Raw genomic sequence first — 24,037 nt, forward strand, 5'->3', positions numbered from 1 at the left:
GATGGTGAATTTATTTAGCAGCCATGCGCAGCGCACCGTCGAGACGGATGACTTCGCCGTTGAGCATCTGGTTTTCCGCAATGTGGCGCACGAGCGCTGCATATTCCGCCGGGCGTCCAAGCCGCGACGGGAACGGCACGGATGCGCCGAGCGCGTCCTGCACGTCCTGCGGCATGCCTGCCATCATCGGTGTCTCGAAAATGCCGGGGGCAATCGTCATGACGCGAATGCCATGGCGCGCCAGTTCACGCGCGACGGGGAGGGTCATGGCCGCAACGCCGCCCTTCGAGGCGGAGTAGGCGGCCTGTCCGATCTGGCCGTCAAAGGCGGCGACCGAGGCGGTGTTGATGATCAATCCGCGTTCGCCGCCATCGCCCGGTTCATTCTTTGCCATGGCTTCGGCTACCAGCCGCAGCATGTTGAAGGTTCCGATCAGATTGATCGAAATGGTGCGCGCAAAACTGTCGAATTTGTGTGGACCTTCGCGGCCCAGCACCTTTTCGCCCGGCGCAATGCCTGCGCAATTGACGAGCGCATCGATACGGCCAAAAGCCTTGAGCGCGGCAGCAATGGCAGCTTGTCCATCTGCCTCGCTGGTCACGTCGGTGCGCTGGAAAATAGCGGCTGCGCCAAGCGCTTTCGCCGCCGCTTCACCCGCTTCCGTGTTGACATCCAGAAGGGCTACCTTGCCGCCAGCTTCGACAACCATCCTGGCCACAGCCGCGCCGAGGCCGGAACCTGCGCCGGTGATCAGAAATACCCGATCTTGAATCTGCATAATTGTACCTCAGGCTGTTGTCTGTTGCTGTTTGTCGATTTCTGCCTTGCGCAGCAGAAAGCGCTGGATTTTTCCGCTTGGCGTTTTCGGCAGCTCGCTGACGAAATCGATCTCGCGCGGATAGGCATGGGCGGAAAGCCGTTTCTTCACATGCTGCGCCAGTTCTTCGGCAAGCGCGGGCGTGCCTTCCTGTCCGGGTGCCAGAATGACGAATGCCTTGACGATTTCGGTGCGTTGCGGATCAGGAACGCCGACGACCGCCGCCTCATTGACCGCCGGATGCTCCAGCAGGGCGCTTTCCACGTCGAACGGTCCGATGCGATAGCCGGATGAGGTGATGACATCATCGGCACGACCAATGAAGCTGACGGAACCGTCGTCTTCGAATTCCACCGTATCGCCGGTGCGGTAATAGCCGCCTGCAATGGCTGGTGTTTCCTGCTTGTAATAACCGAAAAACCAGAGCAGTGGCGATTTTGCGATATCGATGGCGAGGACACCCGGCTGGTTCGGGCCGAGTTCATTTCCGGCCTCATCCAGAACCGCGACGCGATAGCCCGGCATGGCATAGCCCGCCGAACCCTGACGCACGGCATGTTCAAGGCCGTGGTGATTGTTGACCACCATGCCGAGTTCCGTCTGGCCGTAATGGTCGTGGATCGGCGCGCCGAGATTGGCGTCGAACCAGCGGATCACTTCCGGATTGAGCGGTTCGCCCGCGCTGGAAACCACGCGCAGACGTCCCTTGATCCGGGCTGCCGCCTCCGGGCCTGCCGCCATCAACAGGCGAAAGGCGGTTGGCGAACCGGCCAGACTGGTAACGCCCAGACGTTCGATAATGTCGTAGGTGCTTTCGGCGTTGAAACCGCCTTCGTAAAGCGTGGTGGCGATGCCCAGTTGCAGTGGGCCCGTCACGGCATAGTAAAGCCCATAGGCCCAGCCGGGATCGGCAATATTCCAGAAAATGTCGTCGGAACGCAGGCCCACGGCTTCACGCATATAGGCGCCAAAGGCGAGAAGCGCGAAAAGCGGAACCGGCACGCCTTTTGGCAGGCCAGCCGTGCCGGAGGTGGACATCATCATGAAAAGATCATCGCCCTTGCGCATGACAGGCGGACAATGGGTGGAGGCAGCGGCGAGCGCTGCGCGGAAATCGATATCAGCGGCAGGTGCGGTTTCGTCGGGCGCAAGTATCGTTGCGACCTGCGGGCAATTTTCGACTTCGTCAAGCTTGCTGCGATTGGCAAGATTGGTCACGACCAGTTTTGCATCGCTCGTCTTGAGGCGGTGTTCGATGGCCTTTGGACCGAAAGCGGTGAAGAGCGGCTGATATATAGCGCCGATACGCCAGGCACCGAGAATGGTTGCAACAAGTTCGGGTGTGCGGGGCAGGAGACCGGCAACGACATCGCCCGCACTGACGCCTGCATTCTTCAGCATGTTGCCGACTTTTGCGGAAAGATCGCGCAATTCTTCAAAGGTGAGTTCTGTCAGCTGGCCGTCGGCGGAAATGGCGCGCAGCGCTACCCGGTTTTCGCCGACATAACGGTCGCAGCATTCCACGCAGGCATTGAGGCCGGTGTCGGGATGGCCCGCAAGCTGTGTGATGGCATGATCGAGTTCAAACTTTGCCACGGCGTCATCATAACGCACACGCTGCGTGAAAGCAGACGCTTCAGTCATTCCGGTATTCCTCCCAGACTAGTCACGGCAGCGCCAAGCTCCTCTAAAAACGCTGCGAGGAAGAGGTTAATCCCTCAATCATTGCAAACAATGACATTAGAGGTCTTAATTGGTGATCGTTTTTGCAATAAAGTTCAATCCATGGAACGCCATAATATCACACCCGGCTTCGTTGAAGATGCTTTGGAAAGCGTACGCCAGCGTGGCATCGATACCGCGCCATTGATGGCGGCAGTCGGTTTGCCGGAAAGGCTGACCGAGCCGGTCACGAATATCCAATACGGTCGCCTGTGGTGGCTGATTGCCGAAACCATCGATGATGAGTTCTTCGGTTTGGCCGCACGCCCGATGCGGCCCGGCAGCTTCAACCTGCTTTGTCATGCCGTTTTACATGCGGGCACTCTGGAGCGCGCCTTGCGTCGTGCCCTACAGTTTCTGAATGTCGTGCTGGACGATCCGCGTGGCGAATTGCGCATCCGAGACGGCATGGCGCATGTGGTGCTGACGGATGCAGGCTCGCCGCGTCCGGCCTTTGCCTATCGCGCCTATTGGCTGATCCTGATGGGTGTGGCGTGCTGGCTCGTGGGGCGGCGCATCCCGTTGCGAACGCTGGATTTCGCCTGTCCGGCACCCGTGGACCGGCAGGATTATCGAAAATTCTTCGGCGCGCCGGTGCTGTTCGATCAGCCCGCAACACGACTGGTTTTCGATTCATCCTATCTAACCTTGCCGACTATCCGCAGCGATGTGGCGCTCGAAAATTTTCTGCGTGAGGCTCCGGCCAATATTCTGATCCGCTATCGCCACGATCACGACATTTCCTCACGGGTTCGCGGGCATCTGAGCCAGATGCCTGCGCAGGAATGGCCTTCATTCGAAGATATCGCCGTAAAGCTGAAAATGTCCGCCCCGACGCTGCGGCGCAGGCTGAAAGCCGAAGGGCAAAGCTTTGGTACGATCAAGGACGAGTTGCGCTTCGTAACAGCACAGCAACTGTTGCAGGAGGACAGGCTGACCGTTGCGGAAGTTGCGGCGGAACTCGGCTATAGCGAGCCCAGCGCATTCTATCGCGCCTTTCAAAAATGGATCGGGCAAAGCCCCGGCACATTCAGAAAAATCGAGCCTTCCCAATAAAGGCCAGCGGGTGCAAGCGCATCTGCTCCAACTTTTTTGCGAATGAAAGCGTTAATATCTGTACCCGGCGGTTCTCCGGTGTTAAAGCACCCGCGCAACAAGAACTGGCGGCCTCCCACCGCGCAAGCAGCTGACATATCCGAAAATATCGTATTGACGACAGATTTGGCTTCATTCATGTCGTAATCCGACCGTTTGCTGTTCCAGCCTGGAAACCCTGACAATGACCGAACGTCTTTCTTTCGCCCGTGATCGCATCAATGTTCTTCTTCTCGAAGGCATCAATCCGACTGCCGTTGAATACTTCAAATCCTCCGGCTACACGAATGTCACGCATCTTCCCAAGGCGCTGGACAAAGCCGATCTGATTGAAGCGATTTCGCATGCGCATATCATCGGTATCCGCTCGCGCACGCAGCTGACCGAAGAAATCTTCGCCGCAGCGAACCGTCTGGTTGCAGTCGGCTGCTTTTCCGTCGGCACCAATCAGGTCGATCTGAAAGCGGCCCGCAAGCGCGGCATTCCGGTTTTCAACGCGCCGTTTTCCAATACGCGCTCGGTTGCAGAATTGGTGATCGGCGAGATCATCATGCTGATGCGTCGCATTTTCCCGCGGTCGGTATCGGCTCATGCCGGCGGCTGGGATAAGACTGCGACCGGCAGCCGCGAAGTGCGCGGCAAGACGCTCGGCATTATCGGATACGGCAATATTGGCTCGCAGGTCGGCAATCTGGCCGAAAGCCTCGGCATGACCGTTCGCTACTACGACACATCCGACAAGCTGCAATACGGCAATGTGAAGCCAACGGCGACACTCGACGAATTGCTGAAGATTTCCGATGTCGTCAGCCTGCATGTACCGTCGAACAAGTCCACGTCGAAGCTCATCACCGAAGCACGACTGCGCAAGATGAAGAAGGGCGCCTTTCTCATCAACAATGCGCGGGGCACGGTTGTCGATCTGGATGCGCTGGCAAAAGTTCTTCAGGAAGGCCATCTTGCCGGTGCGGCAATCGACGTTTTCCCGGTCGAGCCTGCTTCCAACAACGACAAGTTCGTTTCACCGATTCAGGGCATCGAGAATGTCATTCTGACGCCGCATATTGGCGGTTCGACGGAAGAAGCGCAGGAGCGCATCGGCATCGAAGTGACGCGCAAGCTGATCGAATATTCCGATGTTGGCTCGACGCTGGGCGCCGTGAACTTCCCGCAGGTTCAACTCCCGCCGCGCCCGACCGGCACGCGCTTCATGCATGTGCATGAAAACCGTCCCGGCATCCTCAACAGCCTGATGAACATTTTCTCCACGCATGGCATCAACATTGCCAGCCAGTTTCTGCAGACGGATGGCGAAGTGGGTTACCTGGTTATGGAAGCCGATGGCGTCGGCGAAGCCAGCGACGACATTCTGAACGCCATGCGCGAAGTTCCCGGCACCATTCGCGCGCGTCTTTTGTACTAACAGTCAAAACAGCTGTTTTAATTCTGTGACGGCGTACCCCGGTGCGCCGTCATATTCGTTTCAAGAAACTGTATTATATGCCCGGCAAATAAGGACTTTTTGCCATGCAGTTTTTAAAGACATTTGATCTCTTTCCTTTTCTGGATACGGTCGTCAGCCTGACCGCAGCATTCATTTTCGGCACGCTGATCGGCGCGGAACGTCAGTATCGGCAGCGGACCGCAGGATTACGCACCAACGCTCTGGTGGCGCTCGGCGCTGCCGCTTTCGTCGACCTTGCGGTACGTATTGCCGGGGCACCGGAGTCCACGCGTGTAATTGCCTATGTCATTTCGGGTATCGGCTTTCTGGGCGCAGGCGTCATCATGAAAGAGGGCATGAATGTGCGCGGCCTCAACACTGCCGCGACGCTCTGGTGCTCGGCAGCAGTGGGCGCATTTGCGGGAACCGACATGGTTGCCGAAGCTGCGTTGCTCACGGTTTTTATCCTGTTCGGCAACACGCTTCTGCGTCACCTCGTCAATCTCATCAGCCGCATCCCGATCCATGAACGCGCCTTGGAGCAAACCTACGAAGTGCGCGTCATCGCTTCTCATGACGGGATGGAGGAACTGCGCGAATTGCTGGTCGAACGGCTGGAACACGCGAAATATCCGGTCAGCGACGTGGAGATCACTGATCGCAACCCGAAAACCGTGGAGATACTGGCAACCCTGGTCAGCACATCCATCGAGCCGGATGAAATCGAGGCAGTCACTGCTTTCATGGAAAAGCAGAACGGCGTTTTCTATGCGGGCTGGGAAGGCAGTTCGAAGGACTGACGCTCGAAGGCTATGCGCTTATCGGTCGATGCGCGTGGAAAGCACGATGGACGACATGGTGCGTTCCACGCCTTCCAGCGCGCCGATCCTGTCGAGAACTGCATCCAGTTCCTGAATAGAGGGCGCTTCAACCACGACAATCATATCGAAATGACCGCTGACGGAATGGAGCGTTCTGACCGTCATCATGCCGCGCAGCGCGGTTTCAACCTTTGGCGCTAGTTTGGGCAGTGCTGTCACCAGCACATGGGCGCGCACCAGATCGCGCTCGAATTCCGGTGCGATTCGAACGGTATAGCCCTCAATGACGCCCTGCTTTTCCAGCTTTTCAATGCGGCTTTGCACGGTTGTTCGCGAGACGCCGAGGCGTCGGGCGAGCTCGGCTGTGGATGCGCGCGCGTTTTCACGAAGGAGGGCGATGAGGTTCAGGTCTGCATTTGTCGGCATAATGCATAATTATTACGGCATAATGTGCAAAGAAACAACGTCAGATCGTCGGTTCATACGCTTCTTTTTGCATAAGACTATGCGATTCTTGCATATCGAATTGCATTCCAGTGGGACCAGAAAGGCCAAGGGGAAAACAAAATGAAACAGATCGTTGTCGTCGGCGCAGGTAAAATCGGTGCAACCATTGCCGATCTTCTGGCTTCCACAGGTGAGTATGACGTCACCGTCGTCGATCGTTCGCAGGCACAGCTCGACGCGCTGGAATCCGGCGCTTCGGTCAAGACGCAGGCGCTCGATATCGAAGACGCCAAGGCGCTTGAAGCTGCCCTTACCGGCAAGTTTGCCGTGCTGAGTGCCGCTCCGTTCCACCTGACCACCCGCATCGCCGAAGCCGCTGCCAAGGCAGGCGTTCACTATCTCGATCTGACCGAAGACGTTGCCAGCACGCGCCGCGTGAAGGAACTCGCGCAAGAAGCCAAGACGGCTTTCATCCCGCAGTGTGGCCTTGCCCCGGGCTTCATCTCCATCGTCGCTTATGATCTGGCCAAGCGTTTCGACAAGCTCGATAGCGTTCGCATGCGCGTCGGCGCTCTGCCGCAATATCCGTCCAATGCGCTCAACTACAACCTGACCTGGAGCACCGACGGCGTCATCAACGAATATATCGAGCCTTGCGAAGCCATCGTGGACGGCGAACTGTCGGAAGTTCCCGCGCTGGAAGAACGTGAAGAATTCTCGCTCGACGGCGTGACCTATGAAGCGTTCAACACGTCTGGCGGTCTCGGCACGCTGTGCGAAACACTGGAAGGCAAGGTGCGCACCCTCAACTACCGCACCATTCGCTATCCGGGCCACGTTGCGCTCATGAAGGCGCTTCTGAACGATCTCGGCCTGCGTCATCGCCGCGAAGTTCTGAAGGACATCTTCGAAAACGCGCTACCGACTACGCTTCAGGACGTTGTCGTGATCTTCGTGACCGTTTCCGGCACCAAGAATGGCCGTCTGGTTCAAGAAACCTACGCAAACAAGGTTTATGCTGCGCAGGTTGGCAAGATCGTCCGCTCCGGCATCCAGATCACCACGGCTTCGGCCATTTGCGCGGTGCTCGACATGCTGGCTAAGGGCGACCTGCCGCAGAAAGGCTTCATTCGTCAGGAAGACATCACGCTGGAAGCATTCCTCGCGAACCGCTTCGGCAAGGCCTATGCACAGGACGACCATTCCACGCGTCTGGTTGCCTGATTTTCTGGGCTGATGAACTTGGGCTCACTGCGTGCCAGCGCAGTGAGCCCTTTCGTGCTTTTGGCCAAGGGGGCTTGCCACCGGGGCTTTGAGAAACGGGCGAACTCTCGCCTCATGCAACGGCACTCCGGTCAACAGCCGGAATTGCACAGGACTATGAAACAGGGAAATCATGTTGAAATCAGTTTTGCTGGCCGGTCTGGCCACTGTCGTTCTCGCCTTGCCCGTTCAGGCTAAGGAATGGAAGGAAATCCGTATCGCCAGCGAGGGCGCATATCCTCCGTTCAATTACATGTCGCCAGAAGGCAAGCTCGTTGGCTTCGATCTCGATATCGCCAATGCTCTGTGCGAAGCCATGGAAGCCAAGTGCACGGTCGTCGCCAATGATTGGGATGGCATGATCCCCGGCCTGCAGGCCAACAAGTTCGACGCAGTGATCGCATCGATGGCCATCACGCCGGAACGCGAACAGCAGGTTGCCTTTACCGAGCGCTATTACACGACGCCGCTTGCAGTCGTCGTGCCCAAGGATACGGACCTCACTTCGCTTGAACCGTCGGCATTTGATGGCAAGACCATCGGCGCACAGGCTGGCACCACGCAGGGCAATTATGCCGATGACGTTTATGGCAAGGCTGGCGCTGACGTGAAGCTCTATCCGACCGCCGACGAAGCCAATGCCGATCTGGAAAGCGGTCGCGTCGATGCGATTGCAGCCGACAAGTTCCTCGCTGCCGACTGGCTGAAGAAGCAGGGCGCGGATTGCTGCAAGTTCCTCGGCGACATTCCGGGTTCCGAAACCAAAATCGCCGTGGCGCTGCGCAAGGGCGATGACGATCTGCGCGAGCAGTTCAATGCCGCGATCAAGAAGATCCGCGAAAACGGCACCTACGACACGATCCGCAAGAAGTACTTCGATTTCGACATCTATTGATCTTAAAATATCATCGGATGCCGCCAAAAGCCTACTTGATGTTGGCGGCATCCGGTGCTTCAGTCAAACTGAAGCCGATGAGGTTCGCGCGCTGCACTAAACAGCGAATTTCTGTCGGACGAACTAAAAAGCAGTCAACAAAAATAAGCATTTAAGGGGAAACCATCATGCTGAAATCTATCCTTGCCGCGGGCCTTTTTGCTGGCCTTTCCACTGTGGCCGCCGTTATTCCGGCGCAGGCAAAGGAATGGAAGGAAATTCGCATCGCGACGGAAGGCGCTTATCCGCCCTTCAACTTCGTTGCTGCTGACGGCTCCCTTCAGGGGATGGACGTTGAAATTGGAAAAGCGCTCTGCGCTGCCATGCAAGCCAAGTGCACGATTGTCGCCAATGACTGGGACGGCATGATCCCCGGCCTGAAGTCGAATAAGTTCGACGCTGTTCTCGCTTCCATGAGCATCACCGAAGAGCGCAAGAAGCAGGTCGCATTCACGGACAAATATTATTCCACGCCGCTCGCAGTCGCCGTTCCGAAGGACAGCGCGATCACTTCGGTTGACGTTGAAGCGTTGAAGGGCAAGACCATCGGCGCGCAGGCTTCCACGACGCAGGCAACCTATGCCGAAGACGTTTATGCCAAGGGTGGTGCCGAAGCCAAACTTTACCCGACCGCCGACGAAGCCAATGCCGATCTCAAGAGCGGTCGTCTGGATGCCGTCGTGTCGGACAAGTTCCCGCTCGTGGATTGGCTTAAGGCTGATGGCGCTGATTGCTGCAAGCTGCTCGGAGACGTGCCGGGAACGCAGACCGCAGCCGGTATTGCCGTCCGGCAGGAAGACAACGATCTGCGCGAACAGCTGAATGCCGCGATCAAGAAAATCCGCGATGACGGCACCTATGCCACCATCGTGAAGAAATATTTCGACTTCGACATTTATTGATCCCGACCAGCAGCAGACTTTGCTGCAAGCAGAAACGCGCCAGCTAAACGCTGGCGCGTATTGTAATGAGAATGCCGGAAATACCGATGCAAAATCAGGATATTATCGTTCTAGGCGCTGGCATTGTCGGCGTTTCGGCTGCGCTTCATTTGCAGGCGCGCGGACGTTCCGTCTGTCTGATCGACAAGGCAGAGCCGGGGCAGGGAACGAGTTTCGGCAATGCCGGCCTGATCGAACGCTCCAGCGTCATTCCCTATTCCTTTCCGCAGGGTTTTGGGAAGCTTCTGCGCTACGCCACCAATCGCCGTACCGATGTGCGCTATTCTCCGCTTTATGTTCCGCGCATGGCGCGCTGGCTTTACCGTTACTGGCGGGAATCGTCGCCGGAACGTCTGGAGATTGCCGCGCAGGCCATGCTGCCGCTGATCGAAGCAAGCGTGCATGAGCATGATGCTCTGATTGCGGAGGCGGGCTGCGAAAAGCTCATTCGCAAACAGGGCTGGATGCAGGTTTACCGCAACCAGTCCGCTTTTGATGCCGCGGTGCGTCGTCTGCCCAATTTACAGCGCTTCAATCTGGCCTATGACATTCTGGCTGCCGGAGCCTTGCGCGCACGCGAAACCGCTCTGGGCGAGGTTGCGGGGGCCATTCACTGGCTCGATCCCAAATCGGTGGTCAATCCGGCTGGACTTGTTCAGGCCTACGCCGATCTATTCATCAATCGCGGCGGCAGATTTGTACATGGCGACGCGTCAATGCTGGCGCAGAATGGCGACAACTGGCAGGTGACGACGCGGGAAGGGCCGGTTAAGGCGCGTGAGGTTGTCGTGGCGCTTGGGCCTCAGTCGGGGCTCATTTTCCGCCGCTTCGGCTATCCCATTCCGCTGGGCATCAAACGCGGCCATCACCTGCATTTCGCAATGCGCAACAATACGCGACTGGGCCATACAGTGGTGGATGAGGAAGCCGGTTACGTTTTGGCGCCGATGGTGCAGGGTGTACGGCTAACCACCGGCATCGAATTCGCTTCGCCCTCGGCTGCGGCCAATCGCATCCAGCTTGGAAAGACGGAGAAGATTGCACGGCGTCTGGTGCCGCAGCTTGGAGAGCCGGTGGACAGCACGCCATGGCTTGGTCTGCGCCCATGCCTACCAGACATGCGACCGGTGATTGGTCCGGCACCGCGCCACAAGGGATTGTGGTTCGATTTCGGCCACGCCCATCATGGCCTGACGCTGGGCCCTGCAAGCGGACGCCTCATCGCTGAAATGATGACAGGCGAGAAAACCTATATCGATCCGACGCCTTATTCGGCAGAACGCTTCCTGTAATCGTTGAATATTTTGTGACAGGCTTGTCAGAGGTGACGAAGCGGGGCTATCAATTCACCCCTCACATTATTCCGCAGTTCTGCGGACCAATTGATCCGGAAAATCCTCGTGAAAAAGAATTCCCTGGGCCGCACCGGCCTCTCTGTCACTGAAATTTGCCTCGGAACCATGACCTGGGGTGTGCAGAACACCGAAGCCGACGCCCACGAACAGCTGGATATTGCTGTCGATGCAGGCATCAACTTCATCGACACGGCGGAAGGCTATGCCATTCCGATGAGCGCTGAAAGCTACGGCAAGACCGAGACCTATATCGGCAACTGGTTCAAGAAATCGGGCAAGCGCGACAAGGTCATTCTCGCCAGCAAAATTGCGGGCGGCGGTCGTCAGGAGTGGATTCGCGGCGGCGCCCGCCCAAGCCGCGCCAGTGTGCGCGAGGCGGTTGAGAACAGCCTGAAGCGCCTTCAGACCGATCACATCGATCTTTACCAGATCCATTGGCCGATGCGCTCGCATTATCATTTCGGACAGGGGTGGAATTTTGATTTCACCAAGAACGATGCGAAGTCGGAATTGCAGCATATGCATGACACTTTGCTCGGCCTCGACGATATGGTTCGCGAAGGCAAGATCCGGCATGTCGGTCTTTCCAACGAAACCGCATGGGGAACGATGCGCTGGCTGCGTCTGGCTGAGGAACACGGTCTGCCGCGCATGGCGTCGATCCAGAACGAATATGGTCTGTTGCAGCGCCACTATGATTACGACATGGCTGAAGTGTCTTTGGCGGAAGATATCGGACTGCTGGCCTATTCGACACTCGCCGCAGGCGTGCTGACGGGCAAATATCTTGGCGGCAATGTGCCAGCCGGTTCACGCGCGGCGGTCACCGATGGCGGCCTGTGGCGTGACAATTCCCATTCGGAACCGGTGGTGCGTGCTTATATCGATGTTGCCAGGAAGCATGGCCTCGATATCGCCCAGATGGGCATTGCCTTCTCGTTGACCCGCCCGTTCATGACCTCTGTCATCATCGGGGCCACGACTGTTGAGCAGCTAAAGACGGATATCGCGGCCCATGAGCTGAAACTGTCGGACGAAGTGCTGGCTGATATTGCGGATGTTTACCGCAACAATCCGCGCCCGCTCTGATCGCGCTCAATAGAGCGCGGTTCGATGTGATTGGATCAGATCGGCGCTCTAATTCTTTGTTTTAACGCGCATCTTTTCCGAAAACCGTTTCACACTTTTCGGGATGCGCTCTAATGCTGACTATGAAAAGCCCGGTTTTGACCGGGCTTTCTGTTATCCGGCCAGATAAATCTCATCCTTGACGATCCATTGGTCGATTGGGGTCATGCTGGACGAACTGACAATGACCATGCGGTCGAAACGAACACTACGACCGGACAGTGCGTCTGAAAGACGTTTCATTTCGGCGCGTTTCTCCGGCGTCTCATGAACGCCATAGGCAAGAGACACATGCGGGACGAAACTTGCGAGATCGTCCATGCCCGAAATGCCGATTGTATCTCGCTTCAAATCCATCAGCGGCGGCGTTTTCTCCAATTCGGCATAGAACGAACGGAAATAGGCTTCCGTTGCAGTTATACCGTCGATCTTGATATCGAGCGGCTTGCGCCCTATCGCAAGGCTGAGAACCAGCGGTTGAAGCTCTTCAGTCGAGCGTTCCATATCGGGGATCAAGGTCGCATGCGGTTCGAAAACTGGCGTATCAAAGCGAAGCGCCAGATCGCGAACTATCGTTTCGAGAAACTGGAGGTCGCCACGCGACGGGCGCAGCCAGACGGAATGAAATGTCATGTGTCAGGCACCCTTTGCGCCCTTGGTCGCATAGTCTGTTTTCAGTGGCCGCACACTACCGCGCAGAATGAGCGGCATGTCCAGGATAATCGTCTGCGGCGGCTCATTGGGTGCGCTTTGTCGTTCATCGAGCAGGCGAACGATTTCCGCCGAAAGACGCTCCGCATTCTGGTCGAATGTCGTCAGACGATATGCGCCCCAGCGCGCCTCGGCCACATTATCGAAGCCGATGATCGAAAGGTCCTCCGGAATGCTGAGATTATAGACATCGCGCGCGCAGTCCATCAGGCCAAACGCCATCAGATCATTGACGCAAAGCACGGCTTCAACCCGATCCTTATCGCCAAGAAGCAGCGAACCGGCGGCGAACCCGCTGTCATAGTCCGTCAGTTCACCGCGCTGCACGACCACCGGCAGGCCCATACTGGCCGCCTTGGCTACAAATGCTTGCTCTCGTTCCACAAGGCTCGGACTGCCGACGCTTGATGTAAGCAGGCCAAGCTTTTTTAAACCCCGCGCAGTAAAAACATCGACCGCCGTTTCTGCTGCGAGTTTGTTGTTGGCGTGGACGCGGTCTGCCCCGGCCTCGGTCCGGCCCACGAGAATGAGCGGTTGGCCATTTCGCTGCGCCAGTTCGACGAAGGACGAGGAAGGCATGCCCGACAAAACCACCGTCGCTTCCGCACGATAGCGCAACAGCGCCTCGTGGGCGGCAGAAAGGTTCTCGCCATGCTGACCGGTGGGGATCAAAACCGGCACATTGCCGCGCGCCGCAAGACGTCGGGAAAGGGTGGCGATCTGGCGGGCACGAAAAGGGCTGTCGGGATCGGCGGCGATCATGCCGACGATACGGCTGCGATGGGCGAGAAGTCCGCGAGCAAGATCATTGACCTGATAGCCAAGCTTGTCGGCGGCTTTCAGCACTTTCTCGCGGGTTGCAGCCGAGACGCTCGCGCCGGGCGTGAAGGTGCGGGACACAGCGGAGCGCGAAACGCCTGCTTCCTGCGCCACTTCATGCGCGCTGATGAAGCGCGGGCCACCACTGGCGTCCTGATCCTGCTGAGCCATTTCTAGCGCCCCACTTTCGAAAGAACATCGGCGCGAAGAAAGCGCTCCACAACGAACATGAATGCAATCGAAGGCACAAGCAGTATCAACGCGCTGATTGATGCAATCTGATAGTTGCCGCCAGAGCTTGCCGTATAGAGCAAGAGCGGCAGGGTGGAAATGTCCGGTGCGCCCACAAAATAGGTGCCGGTAAATTCGTCCAGCGATTCAAGGAAAACGAAGATCGCGCTTGCCAGCAGCCCCGGTGCGGCGATTGGCAATGTGATGTCGAAGAAGGTTTTTATCGCGGAAGCGCCCATGGAACGCGCGGCTTCTTCAAGCTCGCTGTCGATGGCCGAGAAGGCGGCGGTTGCAATCCAGACCGCATAGACCAGACCATGCGTGACATGCACCAACACCACGCCGATGATCGTGCCATTGAGGCCGAACGAATAGAACATTTGCGCGATGTTCACATAGACCGGGAGGTTGGGAAAGGCTTGCGGGATCAGAAGCGTCAGCAGGATCAGGCCACGAAACGGCAGTTTCAGCCTTGCCAGCGCATAGCCCGCTGGAATGGCCAGACCAAGCGAGACGATCACGGTCAGGATCGCGATGAGAACACTGGTTCCAAGCGACGACAAGGCATTGCCGCGCGGCGAGAACACATTGGCCCAGAAGGAAAAACCGTATTGCAGCGGCAGTGTGTGTGGAAAATACCAGCGTTCCGCCACAGCCCACAGGAGGAGGTTGGCCAGCGGGCCGAAAATCGCGAAGGCCAGAAGGCCGAGTATGATGCCGCGCGGTATCCAGCGCCAGTCGAAGGTGGTACTCATTTGCCGTGCTCCTTCATGGTCTGGCGCAGATAGATCCACGCCACCAGACTGGTCATCAGCAGCGAAATCGTGCCAAGCGCATTGGCGACACCGTAATCGCCATAGGCATTGATGCGGAAGGCCATATTGGCGGTAATCATGGTGGGTGATTGCGCGTTGATCATCAGCGGTACGGACAGGACCGACATCATGGTCACGAAGCTTAAGATAAGCCCCACAAGAAGCGTCTGGCGCACCTGTGGCAGAACAATCTCGATCAGGATACGCAGGCGTCCTGCGCCCAGATTGCGGGCGGATTCAATGGTGCTTCTGTCGAGCGAAGCCATAGCGCCTGCCAGCAGCAGGGTGACGAACGGGGTCTGTTTCCAGACGAAAGCGATGGTAATGCCGCGCCAGTCAAGAAAGCTCATCGCCTGTAACGGTGTCAGTATGCCGGTTTCGATCAGCAGGCTGTTCATCAGACCATTCTTGGCGAGAAAGGTTCGTAATATCTGGCCGACGACGATAAACGGAATGAACAATGGCCAGCGATAGAGCCACCGCAGCACCGCGACAGCGCGCGGATTGGAGCCGAGCGTCAGGTAACCGCTGATCGCGATGGAGAGCAGTGCGATCAGCGCCGACGACAGCATGACAATCAGCAATGTGAACAGAATGTCGCTTGAATAAAGCTCGAATGTCTTGGTGAAATTGCCGAAACCCCATTGCCCGGACACATAAAATGCTCCGGTGAGGGCGCCGAACAGCGGCACGATGAACAATACCACGACGATTGCCAATGCAGGCGCGACCAGCAGTAAACCCGTCAGTCTTGGCGACATTCGAGACCTCATGAAAACGATGGAATGCCGGATGCGCCTGCGGCGGCGCATCCGGCAACGCGGTTATCAGTTGCCAACTTGACGTTCGTAGGCTTCGAGAATGGCGGTGTTGTACGGCGCAATCGGGAAGGACTTGCCGAACTTGCCCAGATCATCTGCCGAGATATCGGTGAAAAGCTTGTTCCAGGTGTCGGCATCGAGTTCCGATTTGACGTTGTCGGCGTCAATGCCCGGATACCAGTTGAAGCGCTTCACAATGCCTTCGGCCTGAACTTTCGGGCTGGTTGCCAGCGCGACGAACTTTTCGGCCAGTTCTTTATTCGCACTCTTTTCCGGGATCACATAATGCATCGGCTGGCCCGGCATGCCGGGCTCCGGCAAAACAAGCTTCATTTCGGGCGGCAACTGGCCATTGGCCTTCCATGAATAGAACATATCCACCCAGACCGGACCCATGGCGATTTCGCCACGGCTTAGCATGTCGAGCGTTCCGGCATTGCCCGGCGTCAGGGTCGCGTTCTTGGTGAACTCCTTCAGCGATGCAAAAGCCTTGTCCCAGTTCTTGGCTTCGCCTTCTTCGAACGGTCCCTGCTGAAGCTTGTTCGCATCGCCGCCATAGGCATAAATCCAGCCCATGACGAAGCTGACGCCCGAAGCACCGCCCTTGATGCCGTTATAGCCGAACTGCTTCGGATTTTCCTTGGCCCAGGCGACGAGTTCGTCATAGCTCTTGGGCGGTGTGGCGACGAGTGCGGGATTATAGGCAAGCGCGGTCTGGCTGTTGAACATCGGCATGACATAGCCGTCGACATTGGTGCCAAGCGCCATCTTGGCATTGTCGCGGGTTACCAGCTTGCCAGTTTCGATCTTGCCGCGATAATTTTCAAGGAATTTGCCGGTGACCATCGGCCCGGCGAATTTTTCATGGATGACGGCAACGTCCGTATCCCATTTTTCGACACCCGCCTTGGACTGGGCTTCGAAACGCTCGAGAATCTTCTGCGAACCGGCATCGCCCGGGCCGGTGCCGACAACGCGCACGGTCGTGCCCGGATTTTCCTTCTCGAACAATGGTCCGAGATACTGGTTGACGTAATCGACCATGTTCTGGTCACCGGCGGTAAGCACCGTCAGTTCGTCGGCGGATGCTGGGGCCACGGTAAGACCGAGTACCATTGCTGCTTTCAGGACCGTTCTCATGAAAAACTCCTGTTAAATCCGGATCATCCGGTTTGTAGATTGCGATTGGGATGCAAGGCATCCTGTTGCTTCATCGGGAATTTTTAAGCTGCTGCGGACTGGTTGATGCCCGCAGTTACTGACATTGGCCGAGCCGAAACGCCGCCCGGCAAAACTGGTGCGGGACTACTTGTCGAACAGAAACAGCGCCTGTTCGGGTATCTGGATTTCGACATCCGTACCGGGTTGGTGGCTTTCCTGCGCATCGACCATGATATGGCGGTCGCCAATGCTGACCATGTGTCGCCAAAGGCCGCCGGGATAGCTGGTCTGCTCCACCCTGCCTGTGAGGACGAGGGCAGGTGCATTGTCGCGCTGTGTGCCCGGCTTTACGAGATGCGCAGCTTCGCTGCGGAAGCGCGCGGAAGCGATTCCATCGGAAAGAGTGCGCCTTCCGGCTGGAATAGTGCTTGCCTTGTTATGCGCGCCCGTCGCGATTTCGATCCTGTCAGCTTTGATCGCAACAGGCAGTTCAATCAGGTTTTCCGCACCCATGAAGGCGGCCACAAAATCGGATGCCGGATGGTTGTAGACTTCCTCGGGTGCGCCAGCCTGGGCGATCTCGCCATTGTTGAGAATGACGATCCGATCCGCCATGACCATCGCTTCTTCGCGATCATGGGTCACGTGAACCGCCGTAATGCCCAAACGGCGCTGCAAGGCGCTGATTTCATGACGCACCGACAGACGGATACGCGCGTCAAGATTGGAGAGAGGCTCGTCAAGAAGCAGAATGTCGGGCTGGATGGCCAGTGCACGACCCAGCGCGACGCGCTGGCGCTGACCTCCGGACAAAGCCGCGGGCTTCCTTTCCAGCAGTGCGTCGAGGCCAAGCAGGCGGGCAACTTCCTCCACCTTCTGCTTGATCGTGTCTTTGGCAATACCGCGAATGCGCAGACCATAGCCGATGTTCTGCGCAACCGTCATGTGCGGCCACAACGCATAGGACTGGAATACCAGCGCCATGCCGCGCTTGTCCGGGGGCAGGCGAGTCACATCAGTTCCATTGACCCTGATCGCGCCGCTGCTGGGCGTGTTGAAACCAGCGATTGCACGCAGCAGGGTTGTTTTTCCACAACCTGACGATCCGAGCAGGGCAACGAATTCGCCTTTGCGGACCGACAGATCTACCCCTTTGAGAACCTCATTATTGCCATAACGAACGCGCGCGCTCGCCACCTCCAGAAAAGCTGGCATAGGCGTCTCCTCCCCAGGATCGCCGGCTGCTTTTGTTTTTTCTGCACAGCCGTGCAATTCAGATTGAAACATCTTTATGAGACCTCGACAAGCGGCAAAAACAGTTCCAATGCAGAAACAGCGCGAATGCACCCCCACATCGTGGCCCCCTGTTTAGCGGGCCTTTATTACAGCGGTGTGACGCAGCGCGATCGAGGTGGACAGCTTTGCATTCAATTCGGACAGGCCCTGTGCATTATTCAAGGTCGATGAAGAAGCCGTCAAGGAAGCCCAAACCGCGCTGCATTTCGGTTTTCAATGGATGCAAAAATGCAATGGCGTGCAACAGCCCCAATATCCGCCTGATTTACATGAGAAGCTGCTAATGAGAGCAAAGGGAGGATGCAACAACGGAGCCTTATTCCGTGCCGCAACACGTTTTGTCCGGCTTCAATAATTCGGTTGCATAATCTTTAAATTGCAACTAAAGATTGATTTGCGGCATTCACGCGGTTTTTGAGGGAAGGCCGTTTTGATTTTCTAAAATCCAGGGGGAATACAGGTTTCGAGTCCGTTCCATTAAACCCGTGGCGCTCCCAATATTTATTCTTTTTTTCGGTTTGATGATTGAGGATAATATGAGCATAGTCATGAAGAATAACTCAATGAATTTATCGACTTATGATCCATCGCCAGTAATCAACGCAATGCAGCTGGCATCGCTGGATGGCGGTGGCAAACCCGATATTGATTACGGTTTTTCAGACATTGGCGAGAGGACGTATCACTCGCTCGAAACCATAGCCATCATCGTGCTCGAAATGGTGCGCGGGTTGAGATGGAAGCCCTTTGAGGCGCCTGAGGAGACCATCAATTGCCCGGCAGGTATGACGTTCATCATTCCCGCTCACATGAGCTGCGCAATCGTGTGGCCCAAAAATACCGCGCATCTGACGGTGACGCTCGACACGTCGTTTTTTTCTGCGGAAGAAAGCGAAGAGGCTACCCATAACTGGACGCCAATTCATTTTTCCAACAGGCAGTGCCTGCAACTGGCGCAAATCCTGTGGGGGGAGCTACAAGTATCACCTCATGTAAGCAGCACCTATATGGATGCGTTCCGCACGGTGCTGACAGGCGTGCTGGTGCGCAACGCGTCTATCGCAAGGGGCAGCAACAAACAGCAGTTTGGGCTCAGCAATTATGCCTGCCGACAGATTGAGAATTATCTCAGGGAAAACTATCGCCAGCAGGTATCTGTGCCGGACATGGCATCCCTGATCGGGATTTCAGCGGGCCATTTTGCAACCTGTTTTCGCGCAAGCTTCGGTCTTACACCACATCAATATCTGATGCGACTGCGGCTGGACGAAGCCGAGCGATGCCTGCGCGAGACCGATATATCCTTGAGTGAGCTTGCAGCCACGTTGGGTTTTTCCAGCCAGAGCCACATGACGACTGCGCTTCGCAAATATCGCCATCTGACGCCGGGAGAAGTCCGGCGGCGCAGTTACGCGCAGCGGCGGAAGAATCTGTCCTGAACCATCAACTGATACGCGGACTCGGATTGGCCCGGCTTCATGCCGGGCCATGTCGTTTCTATCGCGTTGCTTCTGTTGAGCGCTCAGGCCTGCAACGGCGCGAGATATCAGTTTCCCGTGCCACCATTGGCATTTGAGGACGCGTTGCGGCGCACCCATTTGCGCCAGATGTAGATTTCGCTGCGCCGGCGGATACGACGAACCCGGTGAGAATCGTGAGAAAGCACGATCAGGCCAAGCGGAAGCATCCAAAAACCCAGCACAGGAAGAAAACCCAGTGCACCACCGGCCACCAGAGTGCCGCCCAACATGCGGCGCATCATCACCGATTGGGGAATCGGGATTCGCCGACCAAGAATCAAAATGACCTTGCGGGGCGCTTTGGGGTTCGTTTCTTCGTTCACTGGACCAGGTCTCTCCACAGCTGCTGCATATTTTTTACGTCTGAATGTCCCAGAGAATATAGGGTTTCGTGAGGCAGATGCAAAAAGTTGGAAAAAATACGATTTTGCCCTTTGCAAACCCGAAATCCTTTTGCTATACGCCACATCGCTGACGCAACGAGCACCTGTTCCCCGGTAGCTCAGTGGTAGAGCAACCGGCTGTTAACCGGTTGGTCGCTGGTTCGAATCCGGCCCGGGGAGCCACTTCAATTTCCGAAGTCACTTAATAACTCAATCACTTGCGCAAAACTGATCAAGCATTGCATTAACAATGCACCATGACTGTACGGCGTTTTACCCGTTTCAATTCATGCAAATTTCTCCATCTTTAAATCGTCACGTGCAGAGCGCGAATCACTTCGCCGCAGTGGCACATTGGGCCGCAGAACCGTCATTTAATGCTGATGGCTTCAGGCAGGCGCAGGAGAGCGTTCAGTCGATTTTTCCGCAATCCCCCAGCCCAGAGATGGTTCACGAGCCAGCGGGTTGGGTTGGAGCCGTAGAATGCCTTTGAGCGGAGAAGAGCAGGTCCGGCTTGAGATCCCCCATGCCGACATAGGGATTTGCGTGGTTTGCCAATATCCAAAGACTGATCGTGGCTGTGAGCACGTAGAGGATCAGGGCGCGCCGCCCGGCAAGCGGGCGATCGGCATGGACCGAAGCAATCGTGATGGCTGTCAGCAGGGTCAGGAACAGGACGAGATACCACTTGGATTCGTCGATCGACGCGCTCGCCACCGCCAATCGCTCATTACGGGCATCCTGAAGTTCGTCAAAATCATTGACGAGTTGCGAGACAATCGGGCCGGGCAGCCCGGAAAGCGCAATCTTTTGGACCATGGCGCGAATCTCCAGGATCGCGTGATCCACTTCCAATGTCGAAGCCGTGTTGTTCCGTTGTCCCCATTCATCGTCGACCACGATGGTGCGATAGTTGAGCACCGCAGTCTTTAGTTCCTCATCGTTGAGAACCATGGGGTTAGCTGTATCCAGCAATCGGTGGATGGCAGAGCGCTCCTTGCTCACCGAAAAATCGGCGCGAGAATTGAGCGACCATGCGTCGGCAGCGACAAAGCCAATGGAAAGCGCCCATGCGGTTGCAATCGTTCCGAGAAAGGCCGGTGCAGGTATGGAAAAAATATCGTGTTTGGCGTGCACATTGAGATATCGTAGCGCGCAATAGCCGATAGCGAATAGTATAAGAGCAAAAGCTATGAAAAACAAAAAGACGGCATAGGTGGGAAATTCTAGAAACGTCGCGAGCATTGTTTATGACTCCACCTAACCCCTGAATAGTGGGCGCAATAATAACTGCTCGTCCGGCTCTGGCAATCGAGAGCGCAAACAATAAACAGAAAGGTCGGCCCGTAAACAATGCCGACGCGGAACCTCCGGGGAGGGAGCTTCGATGATTTATCCTGTGCATGACAGTCATGGTAATCGCATCGGCACCATCATGCCTGAAGACAGCGAAAACCCCGAGGAACGCTGGATCGCCTACGCGCTGCACAATCAGCGAATGGCCTTCGGCAGCTGGCAGGCCGCACGGGACTGGATTGAAAGAAAAGCCGCAGATGATGGCGCGCGATAAGTCACTTCCGAAAGATGTTCCGCGTGCTTCTTGTCGGTTAACCTAATTTAGCGGTTTTATGTGCATTTAAAACTGACATAGCTATACTTTTTTTGAAAAGGAACTGTCACGCTTGGGAGAATATTGATGCTACGGATTGCAGCTGTTGGTCTTGCTTCGCTTTTTCTTTGTCTGCCTGCGACGGCGGCCTCTAAAAAATGCGCCAATGCGCAAGATCAGGCCACGATGACCCAATGCGCTGGCGATGATTTTTCTGCTGCTGATAAGAAGCTCAACGCCAGCTTCAAGGAAATCCAGAAGCGTCTTGCCGATGACGCCGATGGAAAGGCGCGGTTTGTCAAAGCCCAGCGCGCATGGATTGCATTCAGAGATGCCGAATGCGGTTTCAATGCGGGCAATTCTTCCGGTGGCAGCATCTATCCGATGCTTGTTGCCAGCTGCAAAACCGACCTGACCGAGCAGCGCAATAAGCAACTGCGGACTTATCTAAGCTGCGAAGAGGGTGATCTCAGTTGTCCGGTTCCGGCTAATTGATTCTTTGCTTCCGAATCGCAGCGCCATATTTCGGGCTGCAACGGGGCGCAAACTCCAGATCGGAAGAACAGGCGGAACTATAAACGATCATATGTCTGTCTTCCGAACCAAGGAGGATATGCCGTGAAAACGATGCTTCTAGCGATCGGATTGGTCGCGCTATCGACGGCTGGCGCGTTTGCAGCCGAACCTGCCAAGATGATGGATAGCCAGTCCGGCAAAATACTGACCACGCCGAAGGGCATGACGCTTTATACATTTGACAAGGACGAAGGCGGTAAATCGTCCTGCGATGCCAAATGCCTGAAGATTTGGCCTGCATTTCATGCCGACAAAGGCGCAAAATCGGACGGCGACTTTTCTGTCGTCAAAGCCACGGACGGCAAGGATATGTGGGCTTACAAGGGAATGCCGCTTTATCGTTACCACGACGACATGAAGATGGGTGACGTTAAAGGCGACGGCAAGGGCGGCGTCTGGCACGTCGTCAAATGAAAGAGGGCGCTACGGCGCCCTTTTCGCTTCTAATCGTCATGAAATCATCCGCGTATGGTGACGGCGTAAAGCAAAGCCAGAAAATTGACGAGCATGAAGCCTGTTCCCATATAGGGCAAGGCCTTTGCAAAAAAGAACTGCAGCTTGGCCATAAATCATCTCCGCAATTGAACGATTGCGGCACTCTACGAGCCATTTCAATCCAGGATTCGGCAGCGAGGTTTCCAGCTGTTGCAATTTGTAACGTCAGATTGCCGACGAGGGATCAATTTCCGGTCGGCGCTGTCGCGCCGGAAACACCCTTGTCGGGAACCGGCGGTTTGTTACCGTCCGGATTGGTCACCATGGTCAAAGCCGCTAATGCCAGCAGAATGGGGGCGGCCAGCATGGCCACGCGCAAAACGAAGCAAGCCGCGTGCTTCACTCGTCTCCATGTCGGCGCTTGTCTCATGGGCTTATTGTTGCACAGCCTGTCCTTTCCAATGCGTTAACAGATCGTAATGCTCTAAAATTCCCCAATCGCGCTGGCCGCAGGCGCTTATTCGTAGGCCAAGAGAAAACACCAAGGATTTTTTACACAAAGGGCTCGAATCGCTTGACGAAGTGGGCAGGGATCAATATTGGAACTGCGCAGAGCCAAACCAATTGATTTGGAAACGCTCTCAGGAAGGCCTCGTGGCGGAGTGGTTACGCAGAGGACTGCAAATCCTTGCACCCCGGTTCGATTCCGGGCGAGGCCTCCATTTTTTTCTCAAAATCACTGTAACCGATTGATATCCAAGGTTTTATTTTCTTGGGTGTGGCAAACTATGCCGTCTTTTGGCTCTGAGCCTCCGCAATATGTTCGCCCCGGTTTAGTAACTGACTGAAATTTCAATACTGTGGAGGGCGTCTAGATGCCGAAATACGGCATGTGCCGTATATCATCGAGGCCAAATCTGGCGTTTTCTAAACGCCGGATGGTGCGTCAACGCCCGCATGATCTCATCGTATTTTCGGCGTCAGCTGGCAGGGCCAGCAAAGGAGGAACCATGAAGACCATAGCTTTGTTAGCCGTTGGTGCATTCATGACGGCAGGAACTGCATTTGCGACCGCGCCAACGAACGGAAACCTGGATACCCAGACGGTAAAGTCCGATAAATCTACCGGGGTTATTGTCGCGGGCGGCAAGAACAGGAGCGGATTTACGACCAGTTCGGGATCGGGTTTCAGCGGTGGACGGACCATTTTCGGCGGTTGAATGATTTGCCCCGTTTAGGCGGGGCAGACGCTCACATGTGCTCTCCCGCAAGAGAGTTCTGCCTTAATGCTTGTGCCTGCAGATAGTGTATCAAAACGAAATCCGGCGTTTGCAGTCCAAACGGCTGTTTGAACGGCCACGGCACCAATGTGTCAGGTGACGTCATCCTGGGCTATGATGCCGCCTTCGCCTTCGAGGATCGCTATGCGTTTGGCTTCGGAGGCGGTGAATTTCAAGCGAACGCCAACTCCGCGTTCATCTTCCGGGATAAAAACTGCGCCGAGATCTTCCAACGCGCTTTGCAGCTGATTGATCGTTTCAGCGGACGGTTTGTCGATCTTCCGCTCAAAATCTTCGATAACCGATGCATCCACCTTGGATAGTTTGGCGAGGTTATCGCGTGAAATCTCAACGAGCGCGCGGCCTGCTCGACACAATGGGCCTGTCAGCATTTTTAACCTCCATGTTTTAGC

27 protein-coding genes and 2 tRNA genes are annotated in these 24,037 nt (G+C 56.1%); 16 read left to right on the forward strand and 13 right to left on the reverse strand.

What is annotated here, in order from left to right; all coding sequences use genetic code 11:
* Window positions 1-10 precede the first annotated feature (10 nt).
* A complete protein-coding gene (locus tag WIX40_RS08235; RefSeq protein ID WP_339439790.1) occupies window positions 11-778 on the reverse strand; it encodes a 3-hydroxyacyl-CoA dehydrogenase in 768 nt (255 codons plus the stop codon).
* Between the two features lie 9 nt (window positions 779-787).
* A complete protein-coding gene (locus WIX40_RS08240; protein ID WP_339439791.1) occupies window positions 788-2,461 on the reverse strand; it encodes an acyl-CoA synthetase in 1,674 nt (557 codons plus the stop codon).
* A gap of 141 nt (window positions 2,462-2,602) precedes the next feature.
* On the opposite strand from WIX40_RS08240, the gene WIX40_RS08245 reads away from it, so the two are divergent.
* The 3 genes from WIX40_RS08245 (at window position 2,603) to WIX40_RS08255 (ending at window position 5,878) form a co-directional block, all read left to right on the forward strand.
* Window positions 2,603-3,595, forward strand: a complete 993-nt coding sequence (locus WIX40_RS08245; protein ID WP_339439792.1) for an AraC family transcriptional regulator — start codon at window positions 2,603-2,605, stop codon at window positions 3,593-3,595.
* A 223-nt stretch (window positions 3,596-3,818) separates the two neighbouring features.
* The gene (gene serA / locus WIX40_RS08250) at window positions 3,819-5,057 is read left to right on the forward strand and encodes a phosphoglycerate dehydrogenase (RefSeq protein WP_339439793.1); all 1,239 of its coding nucleotides are present in this window, start codon (window positions 3,819-3,821) and stop codon (window positions 5,055-5,057) included.
* A 104-nt stretch (window positions 5,058-5,161) separates the two neighbouring features.
* Window positions 5,162-5,878, forward strand: coding sequence for an MgtC/SapB family protein (locus tag WIX40_RS08255; protein WP_339439794.1), 717 nt, complete (start codon window positions 5,162-5,164; stop codon window positions 5,876-5,878).
* Between the two features lie 18 nt (window positions 5,879-5,896).
* On the opposite strand, the gene WIX40_RS08260 is transcribed toward WIX40_RS08255, so the two are convergent.
* A complete protein-coding gene (locus tag WIX40_RS08260; protein ID WP_078336932.1) occupies window positions 5,897-6,325 on the reverse strand; it encodes an Lrp/AsnC family transcriptional regulator in 429 nt (142 codons plus the stop codon).
* Window positions 6,326-6,466: 141 nt separating this feature from the next.
* Here WIX40_RS08260 and WIX40_RS08265 point away from each other — a divergent pair, with 141 nt between their 5' ends.
* From WIX40_RS08265 to WIX40_RS08285, 5 genes are all read left to right on the forward strand, one after another.
* Window positions 6,467-7,570: a saccharopine dehydrogenase family protein gene (locus WIX40_RS08265; RefSeq protein ID WP_140023812.1), complete on the forward strand. Its 1,104-nt coding sequence runs from the start codon at window positions 6,467-6,469 to the stop codon at window positions 7,568-7,570.
* Between the two features lie 172 nt (window positions 7,571-7,742).
* Window positions 7,743-8,504 carry an ABC transporter substrate-binding protein gene (locus WIX40_RS08270; RefSeq protein WP_109367319.1) on the forward strand — a complete coding sequence of 254 codons (762 nt, stop codon included), beginning with the start codon at window positions 7,743-7,745 and terminating at the stop codon, window positions 8,502-8,504.
* A 179-nt stretch (window positions 8,505-8,683) separates the two neighbouring features.
* Window positions 8,684-9,445, forward strand: coding sequence for an ABC transporter substrate-binding protein (locus WIX40_RS08275; RefSeq protein WP_371830817.1), 762 nt, complete (start codon window positions 8,684-8,686; stop codon window positions 9,443-9,445).
* Between the two features lie 80 nt (window positions 9,446-9,525).
* Entirely contained in the window at window positions 9,526-10,776 is a 1,251-nt protein-coding gene (locus tag WIX40_RS08280; protein ID WP_339440975.1) for an NAD(P)/FAD-dependent oxidoreductase, read from the forward strand.
* A gap of 108 nt (window positions 10,777-10,884) precedes the next feature.
* Window positions 10,885-11,928: an aldo/keto reductase gene (locus tag WIX40_RS08285; RefSeq protein ID WP_140023811.1), complete on the forward strand. Its 1,044-nt coding sequence runs from the start codon at window positions 10,885-10,887 to the stop codon at window positions 11,926-11,928.
* A gap of 153 nt (window positions 11,929-12,081) precedes the next feature.
* Here the strand turns inward: WIX40_RS08285 and WIX40_RS08290 are convergent, their stop codons facing one another.
* From WIX40_RS08290 to WIX40_RS08315, 6 genes are all read right to left on the reverse strand, one after another.
* A complete protein-coding gene (locus tag WIX40_RS08290) occupies window positions 12,082-12,600 on the reverse strand; it encodes a 2'-5' RNA ligase family protein (protein WP_339439795.1) in 519 nt (172 codons plus the stop codon).
* A 3-nt stretch (window positions 12,601-12,603) separates the two neighbouring features.
* Complete coding sequence (locus WIX40_RS08295) at window positions 12,604-13,668, reverse strand: LacI family DNA-binding transcriptional regulator (protein ID WP_339439796.1); 1,065 nt, start codon at window positions 13,666-13,668, stop codon at window positions 12,604-12,606.
* Between the two features lie 2 nt (window positions 13,669-13,670).
* Entirely contained in the window at window positions 13,671-14,483 is an 813-nt protein-coding gene (locus WIX40_RS08300) for an ABC transporter permease (RefSeq protein WP_339439797.1), read from the reverse strand.
* A complete protein-coding gene (locus tag WIX40_RS08305; protein ID WP_339439798.1) occupies window positions 14,480-15,304 on the reverse strand; it encodes an ABC transporter permease in 825 nt (274 codons plus the stop codon). Before WIX40_RS08305 ends, WIX40_RS08300 begins: the two co-directional genes overlap by 4 nt.
* A 66-nt stretch (window positions 15,305-15,370) precedes the next feature.
* On the reverse strand, window positions 15,371-16,504 hold the full coding sequence (locus WIX40_RS08310) for an ABC transporter substrate-binding protein (RefSeq protein WP_339439799.1): 1,134 nt from the start codon (window positions 16,502-16,504) through the stop codon (window positions 15,371-15,373).
* A gap of 165 nt (window positions 16,505-16,669) precedes the next feature.
* Complete coding sequence (locus WIX40_RS08315; RefSeq protein ID WP_339439800.1) at window positions 16,670-17,740, reverse strand: ABC transporter ATP-binding protein; 1,071 nt, start codon at window positions 17,738-17,740, stop codon at window positions 16,670-16,672.
* Window positions 17,741-17,936: 196 nt separating this feature from the next.
* On the opposite strand from WIX40_RS08315, the gene WIX40_RS08320 reads away from it, so the two are divergent.
* Both WIX40_RS08320 and WIX40_RS08325 read left to right on the forward strand, forming a co-directional pair.
* Entirely contained in the window at window positions 17,937-18,176 is a 240-nt protein-coding gene (locus WIX40_RS08320) for a hypothetical protein (RefSeq protein ID WP_339439801.1), read from the forward strand.
* A gap of 181 nt (window positions 18,177-18,357) precedes the next feature.
* Entirely contained in the window at window positions 18,358-19,260 is a 903-nt protein-coding gene (locus WIX40_RS08325; protein ID WP_339439802.1) for a helix-turn-helix domain-containing protein, read from the forward strand.
* 107 nt (window positions 19,261-19,367) lie between these two features.
* Here WIX40_RS08325 and WIX40_RS08330 read toward each other — a convergent pair whose 3' ends face one another.
* Window positions 19,368-19,583 carry a hypothetical protein gene (locus WIX40_RS08330; protein WP_235858964.1) on the reverse strand — a complete coding sequence of 72 codons (216 nt, stop codon included), beginning with the start codon at window positions 19,581-19,583 and terminating at the stop codon, window positions 19,368-19,370.
* 249 nt (window positions 19,584-19,832) lie between these two features.
* Here WIX40_RS08330 and WIX40_RS08335 point away from each other — a divergent pair.
* Window positions 19,833-19,907 (forward strand) — tRNA-Asn (locus tag WIX40_RS08335).
* 267 nt (window positions 19,908-20,174) lie between these two features.
* Here the strand turns inward: WIX40_RS08335 and WIX40_RS08340 are convergent.
* Window positions 20,175-20,969: a bestrophin-like domain gene (locus WIX40_RS08340; protein ID WP_339439803.1), complete on the reverse strand. Its 795-nt coding sequence runs from the start codon at window positions 20,967-20,969 to the stop codon at window positions 20,175-20,177.
* 142 nt (window positions 20,970-21,111) lie between these two features.
* Between WIX40_RS08340 and WIX40_RS08345 the strand changes: the two genes are divergently transcribed.
* From WIX40_RS08345 to WIX40_RS08355, 3 genes are all read left to right on the forward strand, one after another.
* Complete coding sequence (locus WIX40_RS08345; protein WP_171318845.1) at window positions 21,112-21,294, forward strand: hypothetical protein; 183 nt, start codon at window positions 21,112-21,114, stop codon at window positions 21,292-21,294.
* A gap of 126 nt (window positions 21,295-21,420) precedes the next feature.
* Window positions 21,421-21,828: a lysozyme inhibitor LprI family protein gene (locus WIX40_RS08350; RefSeq protein ID WP_140023804.1), complete on the forward strand. Its 408-nt coding sequence runs from the start codon at window positions 21,421-21,423 to the stop codon at window positions 21,826-21,828.
* A gap of 123 nt (window positions 21,829-21,951) precedes the next feature.
* A complete protein-coding gene (locus WIX40_RS08355; RefSeq protein ID WP_339439804.1) occupies window positions 21,952-22,323 on the forward strand; it encodes a COG4315 family predicted lipoprotein in 372 nt (123 codons plus the stop codon).
* Window positions 22,324-22,588: 265 nt separating this feature from the next.
* Here WIX40_RS08355 and WIX40_RS08360 read toward each other — a convergent pair whose 3' ends face one another.
* Window positions 22,589-22,747, reverse strand: a complete 159-nt coding sequence (locus WIX40_RS08360; RefSeq protein ID WP_167836083.1) for a hypothetical protein — start codon at window positions 22,745-22,747, stop codon at window positions 22,589-22,591.
* A gap of 245 nt (window positions 22,748-22,992) precedes the next feature.
* Between WIX40_RS08360 and WIX40_RS08365 the strand changes: the two genes are divergently transcribed.
* Window positions 22,993-23,066: transfer RNA gene (locus WIX40_RS08365), tRNA-Cys, on the forward strand.
* A 288-nt stretch (window positions 23,067-23,354) separates the two neighbouring features.
* Window positions 23,355-23,564 carry a hypothetical protein gene (locus tag WIX40_RS08370; RefSeq protein WP_171318846.1) on the forward strand — a complete coding sequence of 70 codons (210 nt, stop codon included), beginning with the start codon at window positions 23,355-23,357 and terminating at the stop codon, window positions 23,562-23,564.
* Between the two features lie 152 nt (window positions 23,565-23,716).
* Here WIX40_RS08370 and WIX40_RS08375 read toward each other — a convergent pair whose 3' ends face one another.
* Window positions 23,717-24,016, reverse strand: coding sequence for a hypothetical protein (locus WIX40_RS08375; protein WP_109367334.1), 300 nt, complete (start codon window positions 24,014-24,016; stop codon window positions 23,717-23,719).
* Between the last annotated feature and the right edge of the window lie 21 nt (window positions 24,017-24,037).

This window comes from Ochrobactrum teleogrylli (assembly GCF_037482325.1).
Lineage (GTDB): Bacteria > Pseudomonadota > Alphaproteobacteria > Rhizobiales > Rhizobiaceae > Brucella > Brucella teleogrylli.